Origin of the sequence: Aeromonas sp. 95A (assembly GCF_051919235.1) — a bacterium.
Taxonomy (GTDB): Bacteria; Pseudomonadota; Gammaproteobacteria; order Enterobacterales; family Aeromonadaceae; genus Aeromonas; species Aeromonas veronii.
The window spans coordinates 457,565-483,705 of sequence record NZ_JBQBFC010000001.1 but is presented as its reverse complement, the minus strand read 5'-3'; the positions used below and the strand labels follow the sequence as shown (position 1 = coordinate 483,705).

Here is a 26,141-nt window from a genome sequence, read left to right as displayed (position 1 = left end):
GTGCCAAACCAATAAAATGCAGGCGGATATTAATAAATGGCGAAAGTGTGTGATGCCACCCACAAAATCAGCGGCTATTTAAGCGGTTTATTCCATAAAAGGATGGATAGGGTGGCCAAGCCATAAAATAGCCGAGTGATAATAATCAGAGGCGATATCTCGGCATCGGTGAGAATTATCATCAAAGGTCAGTTTCAGGGGCTGAAATGATATCAGTGGGGCTGTCGTTATCATTATGATAATGCCCGCAGCACCTTTTCTCTTGGAATGATCTCTCCAGCGTTGACACTGCTGCTATCTCGCCTCCCCTGCACTCCCGTATCACCTCTCGCCTTATCTTCCGGCCACATCGCTGGGCGCGGTTGGCCCAAGGTGCTAACGTGAATACGCCAGCTGCGCATCTGTCTCGGATGCTCAGAAGAGGCCGACGTTCACTGCCGCAACTGCGCGGAAGAACCTGCATGACTTACATCTTTGAGGGATTATCTATGTCCAGGAATGCTGCTCTGCTCATCACCCTGACCCTGCTCGGGATCACCCCTGCCCACGCCATCAGTGCCAAATATGCCGAGCAACTGGAGCGATCCGGCTGCACCCAGGTTACCGAGGCGCAGGGCTGTGACATTCACAAAACCAAAGCGGAAAATGCCAAGGCGGGATTTGGCGCGGCCGCCCCTGCCGCGGAGGGCGGTCTGAATCTGAGCTATGAGCAGAAGCTGGAGCGTTCGGGCTGCACTCAGGTAAGCGAGCTCAATGGCTGCGATATCAACAAAACCAAGGCTGAGAACGCGGCTGCCGGCGTTGGCAATGCTCCGGCCGCGGCAACCAGCACCAGCCCCTATGAAGGCAACTGGATCGCCACCTTCCCTCAAACCGGCGCCACCGTGGCCAATATCCGCATCGATGGCAAGGATCAGGTGTGGGTCAACGACAAGAAGGTCAATGCCAAGAAATCCGATGGCGCGCTGGTGTTCAAGGATGGCATGGTCATCTACACCATTCAGGGGGATCGCCGCATCAAGGGTGAAGATGGCTGGGTCGATAATGATGCCGGCACCAAGGGGCCCATCAACGCCAAGTAAGCAGCTGACCACGAAATGACGGGGAGCGCGGGCTCCCCGTTTCACCCCTGATTGCCCATCTCTTCCAATGACCAGCTCCGCCAGTGAGGGGCCAGAATCAATACCTCCTGTTCCAGCCAAGTCCCGTCTGTGATCAGTTTCTCAAGCCAGGGAACGCCTGCCGGCGTGCCATGATCATCGACCTGATCAGCCTGCTTCGTCACACGCCAGGGCACCTTGCCACTGCCCGTTGCAAAGGTGCGTACCGGACGGGCGTAGTGATCCAGATAAGGCTGCAGCTCACAGGGAAGCCAGAGCATGGCCGGTCGATTTAGCTCACGCGCCAGCTCGATGGCAATATCGATACCCCGTTGATCGAGATCGCCAAAATGGGCCACTGCACGCTTACAGGCAGCAGCGGGATTAGCTGTTTGGCCAGGGTGGTATTGCGACCGGGGGCAAAGAGCAGCAGTTGCCCGGGTTGCAGCGGGTAGTCGACGAAGGCCCCCTTATTCTCCACCGTAATAACCCGCTCCCCTTGCCAGCCGATGGCCGCCAGCGTGCCCAGAGTCCGCTCCGGCAACGCCAATTCCTCCAGCAGTGCCATCATTGCCGTCATATCGTGCTGCTGACCCTGCCGATCGACCAGTGAGAGCGGTTCGAGGGTACGGATGCGGATCACCTCATCTTGCGTGAGCGACAAGTCCGCAAGCTGTGGCGCGGCAAGGGATGCTGATCGCGGATGCTTGCTGTCCCCATGCCAGAGGGCATAAAAGCAGGCCTGATTGAGCCGTGCAGGCAAACTCACTCCCAGACGTTGCAGCTGCTCGCCCTTGTTCGGTTCGGGGTGCTCTGCCCGTGCCAGTTGTTCGGTCAGAAAAGTCCGCCCCGCGTCGGTCAACGCATAAGGAGCACCACGGCCAACCGGCGTGATCCCGCCAACTGCCTGCAACAGATCCTTCAACTCGCGGCCATGCCGACTCTCAAGGGGGCACCCCTTTCCGTTCTGGCTATCGAGCAACCGTGCACACAAATCCTGTACCCGCACCTCATCAAACAGCGACATCCTCACCTCTCCATGTGGCTTCACATGACGAAGTAGAGGTGATTTTCCCTGTCATTACCGTGACCGGCTTCGCAAGCGGTTCTTATCAGCCCCGCCATGCATGGCCCGTTACTGGTAAACCCGCCACAAAGGGAGCAAGCTGGTTTGATATAGAGATACGCTGCGCTCTTCGCGGCACGACAACGCGATACCCGCTTTCACAAGGGCTTGCCATGACCGACGCCACAGACCCATCGCCATCCTCTTCCTGGCATCTTTCGGATATCCGCGAGCTGGCGCACCTGCTGACTCTGGCGCTGCCCGCCGCGGTAGAGATCACCGAAGCAGTGCATCAGGCGGTACTGAGCGGTATGGGGCTCAAGGGACGGGATGAGGGAAAAACAGCCGGGATCACCGGGCTGGTCTACAAGGGGGTACATGGCACCGCCAACACCCTGGGCAGCGGCATCAACCATCTGCTCAACCGCCTGCCAGCCACACCGCCGCCCCACCAGATCCCCGAAACCCCGAAACGTGCGGCCCTGATCGCCACGCTCAACGGCGTGTTGGGGGACAAGCTGGTCGAACACCACAATGCCCTCGCCACCCCCATGACACTGCGCTATCAGGGCAAGCCCCTCGATTGGCAGGCGATGCCAAAGGATCTACCCCGCGAGGGACGGGTGCTGCTGATGATCCATGGCCTCTGCATGAACGATCTGCAGTGGCAGACCGAGCATCAAGGCAAACCGGTCAATCACGGAGAGCAACTTGCCGCCGCGCTTGGCTATCTGCCTCTTTATTTGCGCTACAACTCGGGCCTGCCCATCGCACAAAACGGGCAGCAACTTGCCCTGTTGCTGGAGCAGTTGCTCGCCCACTGGCCGGGAGAGCTCAAAGAGATAACGATAATGGGCTACAGCATGGGTGGACTGGTTGCCCGCAGCGCCTGCCACCATGCCAGCGTGGCCGGGCTCACCTGGCCTGCGCACCTTGCCAACCTGATATTTCTCGGCACACCACACCACGGCGCGCCGCTCGAACATGCCGGTCACTGGCTGGAACAGTTGCTGCCCGCTACCGCCTACAGCGAACCCTTCGTCAGGCTGGCACGGCTGCGCAGTGCAGGCATCAAGGATCTGCGCCACGGCAAGGTGATCGATGAAGTGGCCCAACCCGACCCCGCCGCGCCCTTGCGCGATCCCCGCGTCCCACTCCCCTTGCCCTGCAGCGTCAACTGCTATGCCATCGCCGCAACCACTGCCGCCAAGCGCAGCCTGCTGGCCGACCGGCTGATTGGCGATGGACTGGTGCCGCTACGCAGCGCCCTCGGTCAGCACAACGAAGCGCTCCATCAGCTGGCCTTTCTGCCCGCCCATACCCTGATTGTCTATCGCACCAGTCATATGGCCCTGCTCGCCAACCCGCAGGTTGGCCAGCAACTGCTGCGCTGGCTCAGCCCCTTGCAGTTATAGCGAGCTGGCTATTAAAGCAACAGAGTGCTGGTTCACAAAGGAGCCCTGTGGCACTCTGGGACGTCAAAGGGAAGACCCACACTGACACCTCATGTGTCCTCACTGCAAAGGAGCGCCACCGATGGCCAAAGCAAGCAAGAAAGAGATCAAGAAGAAGATCGCCGCTCGTCTTGAGAAAATTGCCAAGCATGAAGGCAAGATCAAGAAGCTAAAGAAGGCCCTGAAGTAGGGCCCATCGCATAAGAGAAACCGCCAAAAGGCGGTTTTTTCATCCCCCTTTCGCCCCTTTACCATCGTTTTGATACCAATGGCCTTGATGTAAACGCCTCAAGCGCACCTCAGCAGAACAACCCGACTGAAGCCACGCACGTTCTCACCGCTGATATTTGGTCTAACAGCGCCAATCGGGCGCCGCGCGTGCCCATGCCAGCAACTACCTTCAACGGAGTGTTTGATATGAGCCAGCAGTGGAGCGCCATATGTACTCTTACACCCTCACCTTCAAGGAAGATGTCGATCGCCTGACCGCCCCCGAGCAGGAGATCACCTTGCAGAGCCCCGCTCAGGCGGGGGATTTTATTATCCTCTCCGACGGCAGCCGCCATCAGGTGATGTTTGTCACCCACCGCGCCCACTACAGCAGCCTCTATCTCGATAAAGGGGTCAGGGTGCCGCAGAGTTAGTGACTATCGCCTTCAATTGATGGGGCTGAGTGAAATATTCACGCCGTTGACATAATAATCATCGCATCATGTCAATGTTCCTTTCTCGCTACCACGATATATCTGAGGAAGCGCGATGAAAAAATACAATATTGTCTTATATCAAATTCAATTTATTTAGCCCCGAAAAAACAAATCATAACTCACAAAAACTAACCACCATCACTCAATATCATTGACCACATCCTTGGTCCGTTATAACAATTACTTTGCTGAACATATTTATTCGCAAGTCATTATTAGTGATGGAGTTATCACAATGAATAAAGTTATCTTACCCATAGCATTAATTACCTGTGCCACGCTCGCTCACGCAGAGTCCAGCACTATTATCAATGGTCTGGATTTTGGTCCATTAGCTCAGTTGGCTGGCACATGGAAAAGCACCGATGCTGGTGGTGTAGATGTAGCACCCGGCCAGGAGGGCAGCAAAGTTGGCAAAGGGGGGCCAGCAGTTGAACCCTTTTACGAAGTCATTACCTTTGAACCGGCGGCCGATGCAAAAAATGCTAGCGAACAATATCTGGTAGCCATGTATTACAAACAGGAAGTATTCAGAAAAAGCGATAATGGGAAATTTCATGACCAACGCGGCTATCTGATTTATGACAAGACTAATCAGCTTGTTTACAACTCATATTGTATACCCCGTGCAGTCTGTGTGGTCACTGAAGGCAAAGCGGGTAACAAAATCGAGTTCAAGACGGGCAAGCGCGGTATTGCGGAAAGCAATTATATGACCATTAATGATTCCACCACGGATTTCTCGATGACTCTGGACTTCTCAGAGAAAGATCTCCTCAAATACAGTCAAACCACCAACCTGATGGTGTATGGCAAGCCATTCGCACACTCCGATAGTGCATCCCTGACCAGAACCAATTGATGTTTCATAGCCAAGGTATTCATTACCTTGGCTTTTTTATATTCGTCGATAGTCTATCCTGATGGCATCCCTATCCCACTCGGGATTGAGCACACCGGCATACCAGAGTGTCAGAATGACATCCATCTGATTGTTATGCTTCACAACCTTGCCGCTCTTACAGGCCGAGATCACCTCCAGCCATAACTGCTCGGGATTAATCGGTTTGGTAATATCCTTGTGTGACAATAAATCAATGGCAGCCAACACATATGCTCTGGTTTTGGTCGCAGCTACATAATGAACTGGCATGATGCAACTGATACAACCAAGACTGCAAAGAGTCAAAAAAGTTACCTTTGGATTATTTTTGAATTTTCCTGTACTGATATCACCACCAAATGCTTCAGCAATAGCCATATCCCAGGCGGTGGCATGCCCATAATTATTCTGCACCATCAGATGAACAGCTCTCAGCGCTGCACCACCATATTTACCATAGATAATCATCACTAATCCCTCCGTTTGCCCCATAGTAAGGCCGAACAGGCGAGATAAGCTAAAATAAATATCAATCACGATCATCGATTTTTTCCATTGATAACAAATCCATTTTTAGCTGAATTAAATATTGATCCATGTCAATGTTATATCTTTATCTACCGAAAGGCTGACTGGTCGATGTCAGCCTTCCAATATCATTCATCAACATCCATTTTCGTATATAAACGGGTTCACCCAGCCTAGAGCACCTCTATTTTTACTTTGATAATCCCGTCGCGAATATTGCCGATGGCGCTAAAGGCAGATTTGGAGAGATCGATAATACGCCCTTTTTTAAAGGCGCCACGGTCATTGACCTTGACCACTACGCTCTTGCCGTTGGCGAGGTTGGTGACCCGCACCATGGAGCCAAAGGGCAATTCCATATGGGCGGCGCTATTGAGGTTGTTGCGATAGATCTCGCCGCTGGCGGTCTTTTTGCCATGATAACGGTCGGCATAATAGCTGGCGTAACCGGTCTCGCTATAGCCGCGCCAGCTACCGCCGTGACTCTCGTCATAACGGCTGCTACAGGCGGCCAGCAGCAGGCAAAGAGATAACAGCAGCCCTTTCTGGATATGTTGCACCTTTCCCCTCTCCTCTCTTCTTCTTTTCGCTTTGCGCTATTTTTGCATCTTCGATGCGGCCGGTGACACTGGCGGCATGTTCGCAAGCAACTTCTCGCCTTATTGTCAGGCCGCAGCGACGGTGCGGCTACTTTGCCATATCTTCCATGTAAAAAGGGAGGCAAATGCCTCCCTTTCAACTAGTTACCGGTCATCCCGTGTCGGATGGGCCAGAGACATCTCAGGCAATCAGCTTGTCGTCGGCAAAGCCGAAGCCACGCAAACCCACCACATGCACGTGCTCGTGCTTGCCCTGCACCTTGCGGATGAGCTTGTAGGTGGTGCCCTTCTCCGGGCTGATGTTCTCGGGCGCCGCGATAAGCAGCTGCATATCCTGCCGCTCGCACAGCTCGAACAGGGTGGCGATGGATTTGCCATCCAGACGGGCCGCTTCGTCGAGGAACAACAGACGGCAGGGGGCGATATCCTTGCCGCGCAGACGGCGGGACTCCTCCTCCCAGCTGATCAGCACCATCAAGAGGATGGCCTGACCGGTACCGATCGCCTCACCGGTGGAAAGCGCGCCGCTCTCGGCACGCAGCCAGCCATCGGCCCCGCGCTGCACCTCGATCTCCAGCTCCAGATAGTTGCGATAGTCGAGCAGCACGTCGCCCATCACCTGATAGCTGCGATCCCCCTGCTCGATCTGCGGGTTCAGGCGCTGGAACAGCTTGGCCATCGCCTCGGAGAAGCTGAGCTCCTTGTCGGCGAACAGATCGTTGTGCATGGCGGTTTGATCGGCCAGCGCCGTCAGCAGACGGGTATGGGCCTCGCGGATATTGACGTTGAGACGCACCCCGCGCACCAGACCGAAGGCGATGTTCTGCAAGCCCTGGTTGAGCACCCGGATGCGGTTCTGCTCGCGGCGGATGATGTTGGTGATCTTGGCCGCCACCTCGTGGGAGGAGAGCGACAGATGGGTTTCCCGCTGCTTGAGCTCGTCGGCGAGACGGGCCAGCTCGATCTCCATCTCCTCGATCGCCTCCACCGGATCATCGGAGCGGATGATGTCGTTGCGGATGCGATCTTTGAGGTAACGGTAGACCTGCACATAGAAAGCGACCTTCTGCTCGGTGCTGCGGTTGCCCTCGGAGAGGCGCAGCGCATCGCGCAGGGCTTCGTCGTGGGCCACCGCCACCCGCAGGGCGCCGAGGGCCTTGTCCGACATGGAGCGCAGCTCGTCGCTGTCAAGGTACGCCAGTTCACGCTTGTTGAGGCGCTTCTCGACGTCGGTCTCCCGCGCCAGTCGCACCACCCGTGACCAGCTCGCCTTGTGACCCACCAGAGATTTACGGGCGCTGTAGTAATCCTTGCCCTCCAGCTTGAGACGGCCGCCAAGGGATTCGATCTCTCGCTTGGTGACCTGCAACTGGGCCTCGGCGCTGGTACGACGGGAACGGGTGCGGATCAGCAGCTCTTCAATCTCTTTCTTGTGGGCGCGCGCCTTCTCTTCCATATCGTCAGAGAGGGTCAGGCCCATGGCTGCCAGCTCCTGCTCAAACTCGGTCAGGGTCTGGCGCTTGGCTTCGACGCTGGAGTTGAGCGCAGTGCGCAGCTGCAACGCCTCGGTGTGGCGCTGGGCAATCTGCTTGTGCTGCTCGCCAGCGGTGCGGGCCGCCAGCTCCGCCGCCTTGAGCTTCTCTTTGAGTCGCTCGCTCATCTCGGACGCCTTGCCCAGCAGGTCTTGTGCATCCAGATAGGCAAAGTGCGGCAGACGGGCCACCAGCTGATCGAGGGCGTAGCAACGGCGCTTCTGCTCGGCCAGCAGGTCGCTCACCTCATCGTAAGCTGCCTGCAACGCGGCAAGATCCTGCGGATCCTGACGCAGTACCTGCACCATGGTTTCCAGTTTTTCCAGCGATTTGCCGTGTTTGGCGATAAAGGCTTCGGCCTGTTTCAGGGCGTCCACATCGGCATGAGCCGCCTCGAGGCGGGCCGCCAGGTCTGTCTCGGCAAACAGGTGGGCAAAGGGCAGCATCCCCTGCACCAGCTGGATATGGCGAGTCAGCTGGGCGGCCGCCGCTTTGGCATCACTCAGCTGCTTGTCACACTCACCGATGGCTGCTTGCAGCGTGCGCAGTTCGGCCTGTTTGGCCTGCACTTCGGCTTCGGGGTCGGGGCGGAAGACGATATCCAGATGCTGACCGATAAAGTCGCGAAAGTGACCGTAGAGACGGTGGTACTTCTGCTGCTCGAAAGCGGCCTTGGCGTAACCCTCGATCAGACCTTCGCGCTCAAGGTCGAGCTGCTCGATCCGTTTTTCCCGGGCGGCGCGACCAAACAGCGGCAGCTCGGGGTAGCGGGAGAAGCGCACCTGACGCTTGCTGGTACGCACCAGCACGGCGTCCCCCAGCTCATCCGCTTCCACCAGATCCTCGTCAAAGGAGTCGGGGTTGCCCTGAATCAGGTAAATATCTTCCGGGCAATCTTCCAGCTTTTTCAGCCGCTCGATGGCGCCCTCAAGGTCGAGCACCACCAAAGCGCTGCGAGCCGGGCCATAGAGCGCCGAGTAGTAAGGGGCATCGTCGATGGAGATGTCGTCATAGACATCGGAGAGCAGCACGCCCCCCACCTGCTCGGCGATACGGGCAAGACGTGGATCCGCCTCGCCAGCACCCAGCTGCAGGTTGCGAATTTGCAGCTCCAGCGCCTGTTTCTGCGCCGCAATGCGATTGCTCTCCTGCTCGAACTCCCGCTCCTTGTCGAGCACTGTCTGCATACCGGCCGAAAGCTCCTCGGCAGTAGTCAGCGGCAGACCGCTCTGCTCGCGCAGCTGCTCGAGTTTTTCAAAGGATTTCAGCCAGCGCGGCGCCAGCTTGGTGAGATCGCTGATATCGCGGCCCAGCTGGGTGCCCTGATGCTCGAGGCTGGCGCGGCGCTGGTTCACCTCCGCCTGCTGCTCGGAGAGTTCCTCCTGACGGGTGCGTTGGGCTTCGAGGAAGATCTCCAGCTCATCGCTGCTGGCAATCAGCTGGCCAGAGGCCTGCTGCAGCTCGTCGCGCAGCTTGAAGAGACTCTTCTGGCTTTCGCTCTCTTTCTCGAGGCGAGCCAGCGCGGCGCGCAGCCCCTGCCCCTGGGCAATGCGAGCCTTGTCTTCGATGTGACGCTTGAGCAGCGCCTGCGCGGTGGGCCAGGCGGCCTCGCGCACTGTTTCCGGAGCGATGCTGAGCAGCAGCGCCAGCGCCGCTTCGTGCTCGGCCACCGCCGCCTTGGCCAGCGCCAGTTGCTGCTCGGCCCCCAGCACCCGGCTGGTGAGACTCTGCTCGGCTGAACGGAACTGGTGCAGGGTGTCGCTCGCCTGCTCGGCGGTCAGCCCCGGCAGCTCGCACTGCTCGCGGGCAGCATCGAGAGCCTGCACCGCCTGACGGTACTGGATGGCGCGGGTCTGCTGAATATCGAGCGCCTGCTGGTAGTCGGCCAGCTGGGTCTTGAGGCTGTCGACTTCTGCCTGCGCCAACTCCTTGCGCTCTTCCACTTCCAGCAACTGGCCATGGATCTCCTCCACCACCGCCTGCTGCTGCTCGAGTTTGTCAGAGAGATCCGCCAGATCGGCGCGGTACATCTCGATCTTCTTCTGCAGAGAAACCGCCGCCATAACCTTGGCCAGATGCTCGGAGGCAGACTCCAGCTCGTCGGTCAGCAGTTTCTCGCGGTTGGTGAGCTGCTCCACCTCGTCGGCCAGATAGATGGCGCGCTGCTTCTCTTCGGCCAGAATGCGGCGCTTGTCGGCCAGCTCCTGACGCGCCTTGAGGGCCAGCTCGGAGAGGCGACTCTTCTCGGCGGCGTTGCGTACATAGTCCGCGGCCACATAGTGGGTGGTCTCGGTGATCAGGTTCTTGAACAGATCCCGCTGACCTTGCGTCTCCTTGATCGCTTCCAGCGTGCGGCGGTTTTCATAGATGGCAGCCTCCATGTCTGCAAACGCCTTGCGCACCCCGGTGTTCTCCGGCAGCAGGTATTCGCGCAGGGAACGGCTGATGGACGAGGAGATGCCGCCGTAGAGGGAAGCCTCGATCAGGCGATAGAACTTGCCGCGATCTTTTTGATCACGCAGTTTCTTCGGGGTGATGCCGAACTCGAACATGAAGTTGTGATAGTCGGTCACCGTATTGAATTTGGCGACTTTCAGCGCCCCCAGCTCGGCGGCCGCCCCTTTCAGATCGGTAAAGGCGCGTACCCGCCCCTTGCCGCCATCGAGCTTCTCCAGCAGCAGATCGGTCGGAGCCAGATTCTCCGGCACATCCACCAGCGCAAACGGGGTGATGTTGACCTTGTTGTCACGGTTGGCCACCTGTTCGAGATGGACGCCGACCCAGATCCGCTGTTCGCGGCTGTTCATCACTTCCAGCAGGGAATAGCAGTGGCCGCGCTGCAGCTTGCCGTAGAGCCCTTTGTCACGGGAGGCGCTGCTCGATCCCGCTTCCGTGGTATTGCGGAAATGGAGCAATGACTGGTCGGGGATGAGCGCCGCGATAAAGGCCGCCATGGTGGTGGACTTGCCCGCGCCGTTGCCGCCGGAAAGGGTGGTGACCAGCTGGTCGAGATCGAAGGTCCGGGCAAAGAAGCCGTTCCAGTTGACCATGGTCAGGGATTTGAACTTGCCTCGCACCGGTTATACCTCCAGATCCAGTTGTTCTTCATCGAGATCCGCCTCGATGTCATCAAAGAGCGAGTCGCTGCTCGGCATTTCGTCGTCGTGGAAGATGGCTTCACCCTCCTGGATCATCCGCAGCTGAACGGCACGCGGATCTTCATCGGAGCGCACGTCGGCGGCGAAACGGAACACCGATTCGTTGACCCGGAATTTATCCCCGTTGCCAAGGGCGGTGATCATGCCAAGGCGGCGCAGACGGCGCATGGAGGTACGGATCTTTTCGAGCAACTTCTTCTTGTCGAGATCGGTACCGCCGGAGCGGCTGTTGACCATCCGCAGCAGCTGCTTCTCGTCGGCGAGGCTCAGCACCTCCTCCTGCAGCTCGGCCATGGCGAATACCCCTTCCGAGGCGAGACGATCCGGGCTCAGGTAGAGGTAACAGAGCACCTTGCCCACCAGCATATCGAGCTCGGAGAGCACAGTGGTGCCGATGTCGGAGCTCGGGCGCGGGCGCAGGTAGAAGAAGCCTTCCGGCGCCTTGATCAGCTCCACCTGATAGCGGCCGTAGAAGATCTCCAGCTCGCTGTGATATTCGACCAGCGCCGAATGCTGCTCGAACTCGTCGGCACTGATGTGGCGGCCGGAGCGCAAGGCGGTGTCGATGCGCGGAAACAAGGGGTTGGCAATCGCCTCTGCGAGCCGCAGCGGCAAGGGAAACTCAGTATTGATCAATGACATAGGCCTGAACCTTGGATCCAGCTTGGTTAATGGGTTTCCATGCGGGTTGGCGATGCAGTTCGCGCTCGCCGCTGGCATGGCCCAGGCGCACGGCCTGGTCGATCAGAAGACGCGCCACATCGAAGTGGGCATGAGCCGGGTAGTCCAGCAGGTATTCCCGCAGCACATCGGCCAAGTCCAGCTGCTGGCCCTGCTCGGGGTAGCGGGCCAGATAGCGCTCGATGCGCTCGGCCAGCTCCTGGTTGATGTCCACCATCTCGACGTACTCCATCTCGAGGGGCACCTCACCGGTCACCTCCTCGTCGTGGATAGCGATGGTTTCGTCGCGCAACTCCAGCAGACGGGGCTCTTCGGCCACCCGCAGCTGCCAGTTGTGCTGCTCGAAATTGCGGATGGACTCGCGCAGCCGCTGGCTGAAGGCGCGGTTCTTGTCCATGTCGATGGCGTTGCGGATAAATTTGTGGACGTGTCTGTCGTAGCGGGACCAGAGCTCGATGCACTGCTGACCCCAGCTGGTGATGACATCAAGGCGCCCTTGCAAGGCGTGAGTCAGCTCCTCGACGTGGAACAGATCGTCTCGCCCCTGCGCCGCCTCCTGAATGTTGAGCAGCCCCGCCTGCAAGCGGTGGCCGGCAGCGTCCAGGGTATCCTGCAGCTCGCGCAGGGTCTGGCCGGTCTCGTGCAGCAGCTTTTCGCAGCTGTGAATGGCATCGACCCAGTTCTGGGTCAGCAGGGCCGCGATCTCGCTCTTGACCTGATTCTGCTGCTCATCCATGGCACGCTGGGTGAGATCGATCCGCCCCAGAGTCTCTTCCAGCGAGAAGGTGAGGCGCGGCAGCACCTCCGCATCCCACTGCTCGCGGGTGTTGGTCTCCAGCGCCGCCTTGCGGGCGGTGTCGAGCTCGGCAGCCAGGTGTTCGAGCAGAATGGAGAGCTTGATGGAGTCAACCTGACGCTGATCCATAAAGAAGTCGACGATGCTCACACCCAGGCGAGACAGGCGGTAGAGGCTCTCCCCCGCCACCATGTCGGTGTTGAAGCGCGACAGCAGCTGCTGGCGAATGAGATCGTTGATGGCGTTGTTGGCGCGACCAGTGAGGGTCTCGTCCATCTGGCCGAAGGCGCTGCTGACATAGCCGAAGGCATCGTGCAGCGCCGCTTCCGACAGGTCCGACTCATCTTCGGACAGGGTCTTGATTGCAATCAGAAAGGCCAGCCGGTCGGTCGGCAGGCTCAACGCCAACCCCTCCTGCCTGACCCACCCTACTAGCTCCGGCAAAGAACGCTCTGGCAGGGTACGGGATGTACTCATCATGATGTTGTCATCTCGTTGTTGTATTGGGCGCAAAATCGTGCGCGCGGCTACATCCGGTAGCATCGAAAACATGGTTCACATCGACGTGAACAGCGAGCAATCAGCTGGCCGGCTTCTGGGCCATCACATGGATATAGCGGCCGAGGGAAACAAAAGGCTCCTGACGGCAATATTGCTGCTCCATTGCCAGCAGATCGTCGAACTTCTCCACCTGATCCTGCTTGTGACGCATATAGTCGTGGATCACCCGCACCCCGGTCTTGCCGATGATGCGCAGCCCCCCGCGACCAATCCAGTCATAGACCTGCTCCGGCAGCTGGGGATTGGTGGGCGTAAGCGCAGTCTGGCGCTTCTTGCGAAGACCAAGGCGCACATAGTCAAAATTGCCCACCACCAAGCTCTGGAACAGCAAACCATGACGGTTGTAGAAAAGCAGCGACAGTATGCCCCCGGCATTGACGAAAGGGAACAGACCCAGCAAGGTCTGGCGCGGCTCGGCGAGCCACTCCAGCACCGCATGGCAGAGCACCAGATCAAAGGTCCCGGTTACGTGTTGCTTCAGATCCTGAATGGGGCAATGGATGAGACGGATTTTGTCTTCCAGCCCCTTTTCGGCGATCTGGCTGCGGGCCAGTTCCAGCATTTCTGCTGACAGATCGCACAGCTCCACCTGATGGCCCATGGCCGCCAGCTTCTGGGCGAAATAGCCAAAGCCGCCCCCCGCATCGAGGATGCGCAGCGGACGGTTGCCAAGGCGGGCCAGACAGGCTTCGATGTCGCTCCAGACAATGGTGGTGCGGATGCGCCCCTTAGTGGAGTCGTAAATGTTGCGGGCGAACTTGTCGGCGCGCCCGTCAAAACTCTGATCGTGCTTCAAGGAGAAACTCAACATTAGCGCCACAGGGTTGTGGCCATCCCAAAAAAGAGAGGTATTCTGTCACATCCCGAATTTGCTGAAAACTCAAGGAAGTGTCTGTCGTGTTTGTGCTCAAAAAGTGGCTGGGTCAGCTGTTGATGCCGCTCCCCTTCTCCCTCTCCCTGCTGCTGGTCGCCCTGCTGCTACTCTGGTTCACCCGTTTTCAGAAAACCGGCAAACTGCTGGCCACTCTCTCGCTGCTCATTGTGGCGCTGATGGGGATGCGGCCGGTGAGCTATGAACTGGCCCGCGGGCTGGAGCAGACCTACCCGCCGTTCGAGGTGAGCCAGCATCCCAACATCGAGGCCATAGTGGTGCTCGGCAACGGCCATGTCAGCGACCCGGCGGTGCCGATGCGCAGTTGGCAGAACAATATCTCGCTGGCACGGACTCTCGAAGGGGTTCGCCTCGCCCAGGCCTATCCCGACGCCGAGCTGGTTTTCTCCGGCTATGTATCGGGGGATCCCCTCTCCAATGCCGAGGTCAATGCCCGGATGGCCGAGAGCCTCGGCATATCCCGTTCGCGGATGACGTTGTTTGAAAACAACAAAGACACTCATGATGAGGCGGTCAGTATCAGTCGTCACCTCAAGGGAAAAGAGGTGGCGCTAGTCAGTTCGGCCACCCATTTACCCCGGGCCATGGCTCTCTATCAGGGTCAGGGACTCAATGCCGTGCCGGCCCCCACCGATTACACCGCCAAGCAGAGCCAGGTACCCCAGCCCCTCTACAGTTATTTACCCAAAGGGCGTTATCTGATGTATTCCGAAGCTGCCATCCACGAATGGATTGGGGTATGGTGGGCTCGCTTGCGGGGGCAGGTTAACGAATGAGCGATCAAGCGTTTCATTCCTGATTTGGATCAGGAAAGCGAAAAAAAATTACGTCATTTGCCGCCGGGTCAGCTATCTTGGGCTCGGTTCAATTCATATAATGTCGCGCAATCAAATGCCTAGGAGATATACAAGATGAGACAGCACCTGGTAATGGGTAACTGGAAACTGAACGGCACCAAAGCTTCTGTAGAAGCTCTGATCAAAGGACTGACCCCGGCTGCTGCCGCTCATCCTTCTGTACAAGTCGCCGTCTGCCCGCCGGTTATCTTTTTGGGTCTGGTTGAGCAACTGACCGCTGGCAGCAAGATTGCCTACGGTGCCCAGAACGCTGACGTTCATGAGTCTGGTGCCTTCACCGGCGAAAACGCCCCCTCCATGCTGAAAGCCTTTGGTTGCACCTACTCTCTGGTCGGCCACAGCGAGCGTCGTACCCTGCACGCAGAGACTGACGACGTGGTTGCTGCCAAGTACGAAGCGATCCAGAAAGGCGGCCTGATCCCGGTTCTGTGCATCGGTGAAACTCTGGAGCAGTTCGAAGCCGGCGTGACCAAGAACGTGGTTGAGACCCAGCTGAAAGCCGTTATCGACCGTTGCGGCATCGCCTCCTTCAACAACGCCGTTATCGCTTACGAGCCGGTATGGGCCATCGGTACTGGCAAGACTGCCACTCCGGAGATCGCTCAGTCCGTTCACGCTCACATCCGTCAGTACCTGGCCGGTTTTGATGCCGCCGTTGCTGCCAAAGTACAGATCCTGTACGGCGGTTCCGTCACTGGCGCCACTGCAGCCGACCTGTTCGGTCAGCCGGACATCGACGGTGGCCTGGTCGGTGGTGCGTCCCTGAAAGTGGACGACTTCTCCCAGATCATCGCTGGCGCTGCCAAGTAATCGCTGATTACGGCAAAGAGGGGGGCTCGTCCCCTCTCTTGTATCGCTTTTCCTATGGTGGCCCCCGCATCCCATATGAAAGCCGATATAGTAAAAGTGGCTTGTCTATTTAAACATTCGTATTTGACAACTCAGATCCAGAGGCACTCATGACCAAACAAATCAAACGTATTGGTGTTTTGACCAGTGGTGGCGACGCACCCGGTATGAACGCAGCCATTCGCGCCGTGGTTCGCGCCGGTTTGCATCATGGCCTGGAAGTTTACGGTATTTATGATGGCTACCTCGGTCTGCACCAGGATCGCATCGTCAAGCTGGAGCGTCACAGCGTCTCCGACGTGGTGAACCGTGGTGGTACTTTCCTCGGCTCCGCCCGTTTCCCTGCCTTCAAAGACCCCGCAGTGCGCGCCGAAGCGATCGAAAACCTGAAAAAGCACGGTATCGATGCGCTGGTCGTCATCGGTGGTGACGGCTCCTACATGGGTGCCAAGAAGCTGACCGAAGAGGGTTTCCCCTGCATCGGCCTGCCGGGCACCATCGACAACGATATCGCCGGTACCGACTTCACCATCGGTTTTGATACCGCTCTGAACGTGGTGGTTGACGCCATCGACCGTCTGCGCGACACCTGCAGCTCCCACCACCGTATCTCCGTGGTCGAGATCATGGGCCGCCACTGTGGCGATCTGGCCATGTCCGCCGCCGTTGCCGGTGGTGCCGAATATGTGATCGTGCCGGAAGTGGCTTTTGACAAAGAGAAGCTGCTCAAGCAGATTAAGGAAGGCGAAGCCAAGGGCAAGAAGCACGCCATCATCACCATCTGCGAGCACGTTACCGACGTGAACGCACTGGCCAAAGATATCGAAGCACTGACCGGTCGTGAAACCCGCGCCACCATCCTGGGTCATATCCAGCGTGGCGGTGCCCCGACTGCCCGTGACCGCATCATGTCCAGCCGTATGGGTGCTTACGCCGTTGAGCAGCTGCTGGCTGGTCACGGTGGTCGCTGCGTCGGTATCCAGCGCAACGAGCTGGTCCACCACGACATCATCGACTGCATCGAGAACATGAAGCGTCCGTTTGATCAGGAGCTGTACAACCTCTCCACCACCCTGTTCTAAGCCTCGCGGCTTTTAACCGGCTGTTGATGACAAAAACCCTCCATCGGAGGGTTTTTTAATATATTACAAAAACCGGTGCATCGGCACGCTGTGTGCCCCTCACCATACGGGTTGCCTGATCCCCAACCCTTGCGCCATCTGACTGATCACAGCCTTCCCCTCCTCACAGCAACCGGCTTCAGCCTACGAACAGAGTTCCGGTATTGTCGTAGATGTTTTATCACTGCGAACCGGATTGCGTTGAACTGCGCTCTGTCGACCCTGAAACGAGCTTGTTCAGCCTCCTCGTCATACACCGCTTTTTATATCTCAATCTTGTAGAAGGGATTCAGATATCTTACCCAACCATGCTCCGGCGCTGCGCTCGTATTGCACTCACATGACTCACGCAGATGCACCGGCCACGCAAATCGCTACTCGCGCCCAGCCCAGCCCAGCCCAGCCCAGCCCAGCCCAGCCAGAGAGTACGCCTCTGCTCTATTGCGCACCTCACTCTTGCTGCAGCCATGTCTATTCCGAGGCCAACGGGGAAATTGGCGGTGATAAAACAGCCAGCTGCCAATCCGTATCCCCCCAATCCATGGTTCTCCCCCCTGTAAAGCGAAGTGTTGCTGTAAAAATGCGGAGACATCGGCCTGATAAAGTCATTTTGCGACAAGGGTTGGCAACCAGACTCTCTCCATAAACTTCTTTTGGATGGGCTATCTACGTCAGGAATCGTCAAATCATTGCCTTGCGCACTTTTTATGGCCTCAATGACACTATTACGAGGGTGAAAACTTATAAAACGCCCACTTGAGCTCCATACAAAACCCTTCACCAAACCAGCCAACAGCTCACCAACTAATTGAATTTAAATGACATAATCATAAAAGCAGAGTCTTGAATGCCTATCATGCCAGAGCAGGTGATAAAATCAGCTCAATATGACAAAAATAGCCATCTCAACCAACTTAACAAGAAAAGAAGCTGTTTTATCAATTTACACCTTGTTTTACCCCCTTGTTATGGTATCTTGACTACATCAACCAACAACTTAGGGAGAGAAAAATGAAAGAGTTTGTCGTTACTGCCGTTTTCACGGTGTTTTTCACCCTGGTTGCTGTCTCTCTGCCCTCACTGTCACAGTTCTGAGCCGGATAGAGAGGCATCAATCCGGACCGACCCTCTTTGCCATGTCTGTTTAATCGCCACCAACTGGCGCTTTTCAGTAATAATGCCGAGATGGTCAACATAGATATGATTTCATCACGTTGACGCTGTTTCTTTCGCCACAAGGGTGTAACTAGGATGGTTTAACCATATGGCCCGATGGAGTAGAACCAGCAGCAGATCATATCCGAGGGGAGCAAGGCTCCCCTTTTTGTTACCCGCCGTTTGACAATCCCCTACCCCAGCATCTACAACAGGCCGGTTGACGCCACACGGCCCATGCCCACAACTGATGTTTTCCTCTCCTGTACTCTCCATTCAACACAGCTAAATCCGTCAGCAATCTCTTGTGCACACCTTTGCTCTGATACTTGTCCGGCAGATATAAAAAAGCCCCCGCCATCATGGCAGGGGCTCGCGTTACGCAGTGTCAGCTTAGGGCTGTTATATCTCAGTCCAGCTCAAAGCAATTATGCCTTGTTCCAACGCTCTGGGTCATATTCCGGGCTGAAGCGGTCAACAATGACAGCACAGGCCGCATCGCCGGTGATATTGAGGGAGGTGCGGATCATGTCGAACAGACGATCCAGCGCGAACAGCAGCGGCAACCCTTCGATGGGGATCCCGGCCGCCAGCAGCACGGCAACCACCAGGAAGCTTGGGCCCGGCACACCGGCCTGGCCGATTGCCCCCAGAGTGGAGGTCACAATGATGGCCGCCCAGGCACCGACGCTCAGATCGATGTTGTAAACCTGCGCGAAGAAGATGGCGACCAGACCGTAATAGATGGCGTTGCCGCTCATGTTGATGGTGGCACCCAGCGGCAACACGAAGGAGGCGGTCGCGTTGGTCACTTTCAGATCATGCTCGCAGGTCTCCATATTGACCGGCAGGGTCGCCATGGAAGAGGCGGTGGAGAAGGCCACGATCTGCGGCTTCTTCATGGCAGAGAGGTACTTCATCACCGGCGTGTTGGAGAACATCATCACCAGCAGCGGATAGACCACGAAGCCGAAGATGAGGATGGCTGCCACATAAACCACGAACAGCTTGAGTACAAGGGTCAGCACGTCGAAACCATAGGTACCGATGGCTTCCGCCATCAGACCGAACACCCCGAGCGGTGCGATGATCATCACCTTGTTAATCATCCAGACGAAGGCATCCACCAGAGTATTGAGCCCATCGACCAGTGGCTTGGCCCGCTCGCGTGGTTGTTTGGCCAGCGCAATGCCGAGGAACATGCAGAACACCAGGATCTGCAGGATGTTCGCTTCGTTGAGGGAGTTGAAGACGTTGGTGGGGATCATGCCAAGCAAGGTGGCGACAGCATCCGGCAGCGCCCCTTTATCGGCGTAGTCACCGCCAAACATGGAGGCAACGGAAGCGAAATCGACCCCGACACCCGGCTTGAAGATCTGCCCCATCACCAGCGCCAGCAACACGGCCAACGCGGAGGTCACGAGGAAGAAAGCCAGCGTCGCTGCACCGATCTTGCCCGCAGCCGGGCTGGCGCCCAGATTGGCGGCGCCGGAGAGGATGGCTACCGCCACCAGCGGGATCACCAGCATCTTGATCAGCTGGATAAACAGGGTACCGAGCGGTGCAAACACGGTGGCTTGTTCACCCATGAACGCGCCGACCACTGCGCCCAGTACCATGGCGACCACAACCTGGAAGCCGATGTTTTTAATGAGTCCTTTAGTTAACACAATACGTTCCTTTATGTAGCAAAATTCACACTTTTCCCAGTGCAATTAACCAAACAGGGGAATGAGCGGCTGCCCATTCCCCTGTTTGCGCGTGTTATCTCACATTTAATTGCTGTTTTAAATCAGCAAATCATTAACCTTGGCTATTAATAAGTTTGCGAAAAAGTGAAGATTCAAAGCGGTCTCGGCGATTTTTACCTCATCCCCCATGACAACTGGCAAAAGATTGTGCTAGTTTGGCTGCACAAACGTACACACAGGGATGTAAAGATGCTGAAAGTTAACGAGTATTTCGACGGAAATGTAAAATCCATCGGTTTCGAACAAAAAGGCGATAAATCAACCGTCGGGGTGATGAACGCCGGTGACTACCTGTTCAACACCGCCGCCCCCGAACGGATGACAGTGATCAAAGGCGCCCTCACCATCCAGCTGGCTGATGAAGATGAGTGGCACACCTACAGCCAGGGTGAATCCTTCCTGGTGGCCGGTCACTCTTCCTTCAAACTGGAAGTGAAAACCCCCACAGCTTATCTATGCGAATTTCTCGACTGATCAGGCCGGTTGAAGGGGATCAGCCCCTTCAACTTCCTTGGTCCCCCCAGCCCTATTATCTGTGTCCATGTCACAGCACCGCACATCCCCGCTTCCTATCCATGGCAAAAATCCTAGAATAAACAGACATAAACCATCACCGGATTGATGTCATGATCAGCGTGTTTGACCTGTTTTCCATCGGAATTGGCCCCTCCTCTTCCCATACCGTCGGCCCCATGCGTGCCTCTTATACCTTCGTCCAGCAGCTCAAGCTGCAAGGGCATCTGCCACTGGTCACGCGGGTCGAAGTTGAGTGTTACGGCTCACTGGGCCAGACCGGCAAAGGGCACGGTACCGGCAAGGCGATCATTCTTGGGTTGTCGGGCTTTGAACCGGAGTCGGTCGATATCGATGCGATTCCCGCCATTCTGGCTCGAGTGGAAAAGGAACAGAACCTGCAGCTGGCAGGCGAACAACCAAGCCATTTTCCCCGCACCGGTGCCATCATCTTCAACCGCCGCAAAACCCTGCCGGCCCACACCAATGGCATGACTCTGCGGGCCTTTGATAAAGAGGAAAACCTGCGCTTCAGCCAGACCTACTACTCCATCGGGGGCGGCTTCATCATTGAAGAGAGCCACTTTGCCACCGCCAAGGAAGAGGCTGCCAAGTCTGATGCCGAACACCCTGTCCCCTACCCGTTCGACAGCGGTGCCCAACTGCTGGCCCACTGTCAGGAGAGCGGCCTCTCCATCTCGGGGCTGATCCTCGCCAATGAGCGGGTATTTCGCAGCGATGAACAGATAAAAACGGGGCTTCGCAAGATCTGGCAGGCGATGCAGGGCTGCGTCGAGCGAGGCTGCAAAAGCGAAGGGGTGCTGCCGGGCGGCCTCAAGGTTCGGCGCCGCGCCCCGGGGCTGTTCCGCCAGTTAAGCTGCGAGACCAACTTCAACAAGGATCCGCTGATGGTGATGGAGTGGGTCGATCTCTTTGCGCTGGCGGTCAACGAAGAGAACGCCGCCGGTGGCCGGGTGGTGACCGCCCCCACCAATGGCGCCGCGGGCATCATTCCCGCCGTGCTGCACTACTACGATCGCTTCGTTCACAAGGTGGATGACGAGACGCTGATCCGCTACTTCCTCACCGCGGCTGCCATCGGCATCTTATATAAGAAGAACGCCTCCCTCTCCGGGGCCGAAGTGGGCTGTCAGGGTGAAGTTGGGGTTGCCTGCTCCATGGCGGCTGGCGCGCTGACCGAACTGCTGGGGGGTAGTCCGGCCATGGTGGAGAACGCCGCCGAAATAGGCATGGAGCACAATCTCGGCCTCACCTGCGATCCCATCGGCGGACTGGTGCAGGTGCCCTGCATCGAGCGCAACGCCATGGGGGCGGTCAAGGCGATCAATGCCGCCCGCCTCGCCCTGCGCGGCACCGGTGAGCACAAGGTGTCGCTCGACAAGGTGATCAAGACCATGTGGGAGACCGGCAACGACATGAAGACCAAATACAAGGAGACGGCCCGTGGCGGCCTCGCCGTTAACATTACCGAATGTTAAAAAACGGCAAATGACTCCATTTGGTTCCGAAATGCCCGGCATCGCCGGGTATTTTTATGGGCAAACGCTTAACAAAATGGATAAGCACAAAAATAAATTTTATACTCGCGCCTCAGATTCAACAAAAATAGATCTATTTCAACTTTTTTTAGGTCTGGAGCCGTTACACTACGGTTATCTGGTTCTGTGACCTGCGCTGACAAGCGCGCTCCATGGATCTCCCAAATTTCTGTGAGTGGGCATGCCGCCCCCTTCTACCCTGAGGTAATAGTGACATGATCAGCGTTTTTGATATCTTCAAAATCGGTGTAGGCCCCTCTTCTTCCCACACTGTTGGCCCGATGAAAGCGGCCAAACAGTTTGTTGACGAGCTGCGCGCGGGCGGCAAGATCCGCGATGTAACCCGGATCAATGTCGATGTCTACGGCTCCCTCTCCTGGACCGGCAAAGGCCACCATACCGACACTGCCATCATCATGGGCTTGGCTGGCAACCTGCCGGAAAATGTCGATATCGATGCCATCCCCGAGTTTATCTCCCGTGTTGAGCAGACCGAGCGCCTGCCGATCGGCCTGCACTGCCACACCGTCAGCTTCCCGCGCGACGCCATGGTATTCCACGACGAAGCCCTGCCGCTGCACGAAAACGGCATGAAGCTGACTGCGCTGATCGAAGATGAAGTGGTCTACAGCAAGACCTACTACTCCATCGGTGGCGGTTTCATCGTTGACGAAGAGAACTTCGGCAAGGCTGACAGCGGCGACATGTCCGTACGCTATCCGTTCAAGAGCGCCGCTGAGCTGGTTGCCCACTGCAGCCAGACCGGTCTCTCCATCTCTGCCCTGATGATGGAAAACGAGAAGTGCTTCAACACTCCGGAAGAGATCTACAAGAAGTTCGGCAAGATCTGGAACACCATGCGTGAAGGTATCGAGCGCGGCTGCCGTACCGAAGGCGTTCTCTCCGGCCCGCTGCGCGTACCCCGTCGTGCCGCACCGCTCTACCGTCAGCTCAACACCAACGAGAACCTCTCGAGCGACCCGATGAACATCGTTGACTGGGTCAACATGTTCGCTCTGGCCGTGAGTGAAGAGAATGCTGCCGGTGGCCGCGTGGTCACTGCCCCGACCAACGGCGCTGCCGGTATCATCCCGGCCGTACTGGCTTACTACGACAAGTTCATCCAGCCGGTTGGCCGCGACGAGTACACCCGTTTCTATCTGGCTGCCGGTGCCGTCGGCATCCTCTATAAGATGAACGCCTCCATCTCCGGCGCCGAAGTGGGCTGTCAGGGTGAAGTAGGTGTCTCCTGCTCCATGGCCGCTGCCGGTCTGACCGAGCTGATGGGCGGTAGCCCGGAGCACGTCTGCGAAGCTGCCGAAATCGGCATGGAGCACAACCTGGGTCTGACCTGTGATCCGGTTGCCGGTCAGGTACAGGTGCCTTGCATCGAGCGTAACGCCATCGCAGCCATGAAGGCAGTCAACGCCTCCCGTATGGCCCTGCGTCGTACCTCCAAGCCGCGCGTCTCCCTGGACAAGGTGATCGAAACCATGTACATCACCGGCAAGGACATGGACTCCAAGTACCGTGAAACCTCCCGTGGCGGTCTGGCCATCAAGGTGATGCAGGTTGCCTGCGAATAAATAAGGGTTACGACCCTCATCTGAACAAAGGCGGGATATCCCGCCTTTTTTATTGCCCGAATGGAATGCCGGGCACTTATACCGGCATACCGACCATTTCACTGTTGGGCGTCGCGGATATACCCTACTACGCCACCGCAATGCGGATTGCTTTTTCTGAATGCCTCTCTGATGAGATACCTTGATTAACTCGTCTCAGTGGATTGGAAGCGACGTTCTGCCCCTGCCAGTAACATTTACCCGCTATCTTGCCCCGGTCACGATTCCACAACTAATCGATATCGAGATGCCCCCTCAGCTCAATATCCCTCCTTTGGTCATACCCTTGTTTGGCAAGACGCGGTTACCGCTCACCCTGCGGATTATCACGCCGCCACATTGATTGCCTCCTATGTGGCACTTTCGTGATCAGGGCAAACAATCAAGTACACAAACAGGGGGTTAGTTCATCATTTTGGCCACAGCGCATCGGGCAAACTGGTTTTAGCACCGTTATCACCGCCCTCTTTACGCCCTATTTGATGTAAAACGCATCGAGCAGTGGAGGCCAAAAAAGCGCCCAAAGAAGCGGCTGAAAATAATCGATGAATGGGCCAATAGCCGTTGAAATGGAGGATATGAGAGCACGCCGCTCGCTATTTTTGTGAGCGCCAGCAAAGGTTGACGATATGGTGTTGGGAGTAGATTGACTTTCTATTTAAACAGCGAAAAGTGAATATCACCAAAGGGAGGGTTTAATTTGGCCAGATCCTGTCACGGGATTATCGCAGGCCACCTCTCCGGGGCCGGAAGGCGTCATGCAGAGTCACAAAGAATTAGCCCCGCTGGGCAGAACACACAACGGGGCTGGATATTCAGGATGGCTGTTTCAGGCTGGCCTTGTGCTGCGCCAGCAAATTCTCGGGGGGCGGCGGTACCTGCAGGTAGAAGCCCTGGTTGGTCAGCGCGGCCATCACCTTGCCGACATCAGCCAGCCCCAAGGGCTTGGCCGGATCCAGCTTGGTCATCAGCACCAGCTCGGGACGCCCGAATGCGCTCAGCAATGGCTCGGGAACGCGGGAAAAATCCTCTCTTTTTTCAACAAAAAGGTAGGTCTCGGCTTTTTTGCGACTTTTATAGACTGCACACAACATGGAAATTGATATAATCCGACGAGTTTATTGCCTCTGATGGGGGCAAACTATAACATCAGGAATTGAATAACAATAACGGATTAGCATCTCTGCCTCGGGGAAGATTCATGGTTGAGCGCGATAACGAATTGAAAGGGACCACCTTCACTATTTCTGTGTTGCATATCAGCGATGGCGAGCCTGAGCGGATACGTCAGTTGTTGGCAGAAAAAGTGGCCCAGGCACCCTACTTTTTTAATTGTGCGCCGCTGGTGATCAATGTTTCCCGACTGGAACATATTCCCGATTTCGAACAGCTCAAGGAGCTGGTGGAGTCCGAAGAGTTTGTGCTGGTCGGCATCACGGGGGCGCGCAGTGAAGAGATGAAGACAGCCGCCAAGGCGGTGGGACTGGCCGTGATGGCCTCGGGCAAGAGTCGCAAGAGCGAACCGGAACCCGAGCCTGCCCCCGCGCCAGCCGCCCCTGAGGTGGTTCCCGAGCCCGAACCCGCCCCCTTGATCCCGAGCAAGGTACATGTGGGGCCGGTTCGTTCCGGCCAGCAAATTTACGCCGCCGGCACCTCGCTGGTGGTGCTGGGGTCCGTCAGTCCGGGAGCTGAAGTGCTCGCCGACGACAGCATTCATATTTATGGCACCCTGCGTGGCAGAGCCATTGCCGGTGCCCGGGGAAACACCCAGGCCCGGATCTATTGCCAGCAATTACAGGCCGAGCTGCTCTCCATCGCGGGCACATTCCAGCTGAGCGATGCATTGCCAGCAGGCCTGATCCAGCAACCGGTACACGTCCGGCTGGACAACGAACAACTCCGAATAGACCGTATCAAATAGAGTTACAAGGAAGCGAGAATGGCGCGAATCATAGTCGTTACATCGGGTAAAGGTGGCGTTGGCAAGACCACTACCAGTGCGGCCCTGAGCACCGGCTTAGCCCAGCGTGGTCACAAGACAGTGGTCATTGACTTTGACATCGGTCTGAGAAACCTGGATCTCATCATGGGCTGCGAGCGGCGCGTGGTGTATGACTTCGTCAACGTCATCAATGGGGAAGCAAACCTCAATCAGGCGCTGATCAAGGACAAACGCTCGGAAAATCTGTTTATCCTGCCCGCCTCCCAGACCCGGGACAAAGATGCCCTCACCCGTGAGGGGGTCGAGAAGATCCTGGATCAGCTGGCGGAGATGAAGTTCGATTACATCGTCTGCGACTCCCCGGCAGGGATCGAGGCGGGCGCACTGATGGCACTCTATTTTGCCGATGAAGCGATCGTCACCACCAACCCGGAAGTCTCTTCCGTGCGTGACTCCGACCGCATCCTTGGCATCCTGGCCTCCAAGTCCCGTCGCGCCGAGCGTGGCGAAGACCCCATCAAGGAGCACCTGCTGCTGACCCGCTACTGCCCGACCCGCGTCAACCGCGGCGACATGCTGAGCGTGCAGGATGTGCAGGAGATCCTGGCCATTCCTCTGCTCGGGGTGATCCCGGAGTCCCAGGCGGTGCTGCGCGCCTCCAACTCAGGCGAACCGGTCATTCTGGACAAGGAGTCCGATGCCGGTCAGGCCTACGAAGATGCGGTGTCCCGCCTGCTGGGCGATGCCAAGGAATTTCGTTTTCTGGAAGAAGAGAAGAAGGGCTTCTTTAGCCGACTGTTCGGGAGTTAAAC

General features: G+C 57.1%; 20 protein-coding genes and 1 pseudogene. 12 read left to right on the top strand and 9 right to left on the bottom strand.

Annotation, left to right across the window (positions count from 1 at the left end; genetic code table 11):
* Positions 1-488 precede the first annotated feature (488 nt).
* Entirely contained in the window at positions 489-1,082 is a 594-nt protein-coding gene (locus ACTG2U_RS02210; RefSeq protein WP_257687552.1) for a hypothetical protein, read from the top strand.
* Between the two features lie 41 nt (positions 1,083-1,123).
* Here ACTG2U_RS02210 and ACTG2U_RS02205 read toward each other — a convergent pair.
* A pseudogene (locus tag ACTG2U_RS02205) lies at positions 1,124-2,127 on the bottom strand (Wadjet anti-phage system protein JetD domain-containing protein).
* 212 nt (positions 2,128-2,339) lie between these two features.
* On the opposite strand from ACTG2U_RS02205, the gene ACTG2U_RS02200 reads away from it, so the two are divergent.
* The 3 genes from ACTG2U_RS02200 (at position 2,340) to ACTG2U_RS02190 (ending at position 5,189) form a co-directional block, all read left to right on the top strand.
* Positions 2,340-3,581: a lipase family alpha/beta hydrolase gene (locus ACTG2U_RS02200; RefSeq protein WP_439973949.1), complete on the top strand. Its 1,242-nt coding sequence runs from the start codon at positions 2,340-2,342 to the stop codon at positions 3,579-3,581.
* Positions 3,582-4,060: 479 nt separating this feature from the next.
* Complete coding sequence (locus ACTG2U_RS02195; RefSeq protein WP_005352285.1) at positions 4,061-4,264, top strand: hypothetical protein; 204 nt, start codon at positions 4,061-4,063, stop codon at positions 4,262-4,264.
* Between the two features lie 298 nt (positions 4,265-4,562).
* A complete protein-coding gene (locus tag ACTG2U_RS02190) occupies positions 4,563-5,189 on the top strand; it encodes a heme-binding beta-barrel domain-containing protein (protein WP_042055942.1) in 627 nt (208 codons plus the stop codon).
* A 36-nt stretch (positions 5,190-5,225) separates the two neighbouring features.
* On the opposite strand, the gene ACTG2U_RS02185 is transcribed toward ACTG2U_RS02190, so the two are convergent.
* The 6 genes from ACTG2U_RS02185 to cmoM all read right to left on the bottom strand — a co-directional run bounded on the left by ACTG2U_RS02185 (position 5,226) and on the right by cmoM (position 13,861).
* On the bottom strand, positions 5,226-5,753 hold the full coding sequence (locus ACTG2U_RS02185) for a DUF6979 family protein (RefSeq protein ID WP_230599627.1): 528 nt from the start codon (positions 5,751-5,753) through the stop codon (positions 5,226-5,228).
* A 158-nt stretch (positions 5,754-5,911) separates the two neighbouring features.
* Positions 5,912-6,298: a septal ring lytic transglycosylase RlpA family protein gene (locus ACTG2U_RS02180; protein WP_429119785.1), complete on the bottom strand. Its 387-nt coding sequence runs from the start codon at positions 6,296-6,298 to the stop codon at positions 5,912-5,914.
* Positions 6,299-6,518: 220 nt separating this feature from the next.
* Positions 6,519-10,946: a chromosome partition protein MukB gene (gene mukB, locus ACTG2U_RS02175; RefSeq protein WP_439973948.1), complete on the bottom strand. Its 4,428-nt coding sequence runs from the start codon at positions 10,944-10,946 to the stop codon at positions 6,519-6,521.
* Between the two features lie 3 nt (positions 10,947-10,949).
* The gene (gene mukE / locus ACTG2U_RS02170) at positions 10,950-11,669 is read right to left on the bottom strand and encodes a chromosome partition protein MukE (protein ID WP_005345759.1); all 720 of its coding nucleotides are present in this window, start codon (positions 11,667-11,669) and stop codon (positions 10,950-10,952) included.
* Entirely contained in the window at positions 11,650-12,984 is a 1,335-nt protein-coding gene (gene mukF, locus ACTG2U_RS02165) for a chromosome partition protein MukF (protein WP_005345760.1), read from the bottom strand. The genes mukE and mukF overlap by 20 nt, the downstream gene beginning before the upstream one ends.
* 100 nt (positions 12,985-13,084) lie before the next feature.
* Positions 13,085-13,861 (bottom strand): tRNA uridine 5-oxyacetic acid(34) methyltransferase CmoM, encoded by a 777-nt coding sequence (gene cmoM, locus ACTG2U_RS02160; RefSeq protein WP_033113262.1) that lies wholly within the window; start codon positions 13,859-13,861, stop codon positions 13,085-13,087.
* Between the two features lie 101 nt (positions 13,862-13,962).
* Between cmoM and elyC the strand changes: the two genes are divergently transcribed.
* From elyC to pfkA, 3 genes are all read left to right on the top strand, one after another.
* Entirely contained in the window at positions 13,963-14,733 is a 771-nt protein-coding gene (elyC, locus tag ACTG2U_RS02155; RefSeq protein WP_439973947.1) for an envelope biogenesis factor ElyC, read from the top strand.
* Positions 14,734-14,868: 135 nt separating this feature from the next.
* On the top strand, positions 14,869-15,624 hold the full coding sequence (tpiA, locus tag ACTG2U_RS02150) for a triose-phosphate isomerase (RefSeq protein ID WP_047440675.1): 756 nt from the start codon (positions 14,869-14,871) through the stop codon (positions 15,622-15,624).
* 149 nt (positions 15,625-15,773) lie between these two features.
* Positions 15,774-16,745: a 6-phosphofructokinase gene (gene pfkA, locus ACTG2U_RS02145; RefSeq protein WP_005336840.1), complete on the top strand. Its 972-nt coding sequence runs from the start codon at positions 15,774-15,776 to the stop codon at positions 16,743-16,745.
* Between the two features lie 1,622 nt (positions 16,746-18,367).
* Here the strand turns inward: pfkA and ACTG2U_RS02140 are convergent.
* Positions 18,368-19,609: a dicarboxylate/amino acid:cation symporter gene (locus tag ACTG2U_RS02140; protein ID WP_005360943.1), complete on the bottom strand. Its 1,242-nt coding sequence runs from the start codon at positions 19,607-19,609 to the stop codon at positions 18,368-18,370.
* A gap of 270 nt (positions 19,610-19,879) precedes the next feature.
* Here ACTG2U_RS02140 and ACTG2U_RS02135 point away from each other — a divergent pair, with 270 nt between their 5' ends.
* The 3 genes from ACTG2U_RS02135 (at position 19,880) to ACTG2U_RS02125 (ending at position 23,348) form a co-directional block, all read left to right on the top strand.
* A complete protein-coding gene (locus tag ACTG2U_RS02135) occupies positions 19,880-20,164 on the top strand; it encodes a pyrimidine/purine nucleoside phosphorylase (protein WP_021230003.1) in 285 nt (94 codons plus the stop codon).
* 152 nt (positions 20,165-20,316) lie between these two features.
* Positions 20,317-21,702 carry an L-serine ammonia-lyase gene (locus ACTG2U_RS02130; protein WP_100653670.1) on the top strand — a complete coding sequence of 462 codons (1,386 nt, stop codon included), beginning with the start codon at positions 20,317-20,319 and terminating at the stop codon, positions 21,700-21,702.
* A gap of 275 nt (positions 21,703-21,977) precedes the next feature.
* Positions 21,978-23,348, top strand: coding sequence for an L-serine ammonia-lyase (locus ACTG2U_RS02125; RefSeq protein WP_005336844.1), 1,371 nt, complete (start codon positions 21,978-21,980; stop codon positions 23,346-23,348).
* A gap of 854 nt (positions 23,349-24,202) precedes the next feature.
* Here the strand turns inward: ACTG2U_RS02125 and ACTG2U_RS02120 are convergent.
* Entirely contained in the window at positions 24,203-24,481 is a 279-nt protein-coding gene (locus ACTG2U_RS02120) for a YcgL domain-containing protein (RefSeq protein ID WP_439973946.1), read from the bottom strand.
* Between the two features lie 107 nt (positions 24,482-24,588).
* Here ACTG2U_RS02120 and minC point away from each other — a divergent pair, with 107 nt between their 5' ends.
* Complete coding sequence (gene minC, locus ACTG2U_RS02115) at positions 24,589-25,308, top strand: septum site-determining protein MinC (RefSeq protein WP_013723728.1); 720 nt, start codon at positions 24,589-24,591, stop codon at positions 25,306-25,308.
* Positions 25,309-25,326: 18 nt separating this feature from the next.
* On the top strand, positions 25,327-26,139 hold the full coding sequence (gene minD / locus ACTG2U_RS02110) for a septum site-determining protein MinD (RefSeq protein ID WP_005336847.1): 813 nt from the start codon (positions 25,327-25,329) through the stop codon (positions 26,137-26,139).
* Positions 26,140-26,141: the final 2 nt, after the last annotated feature.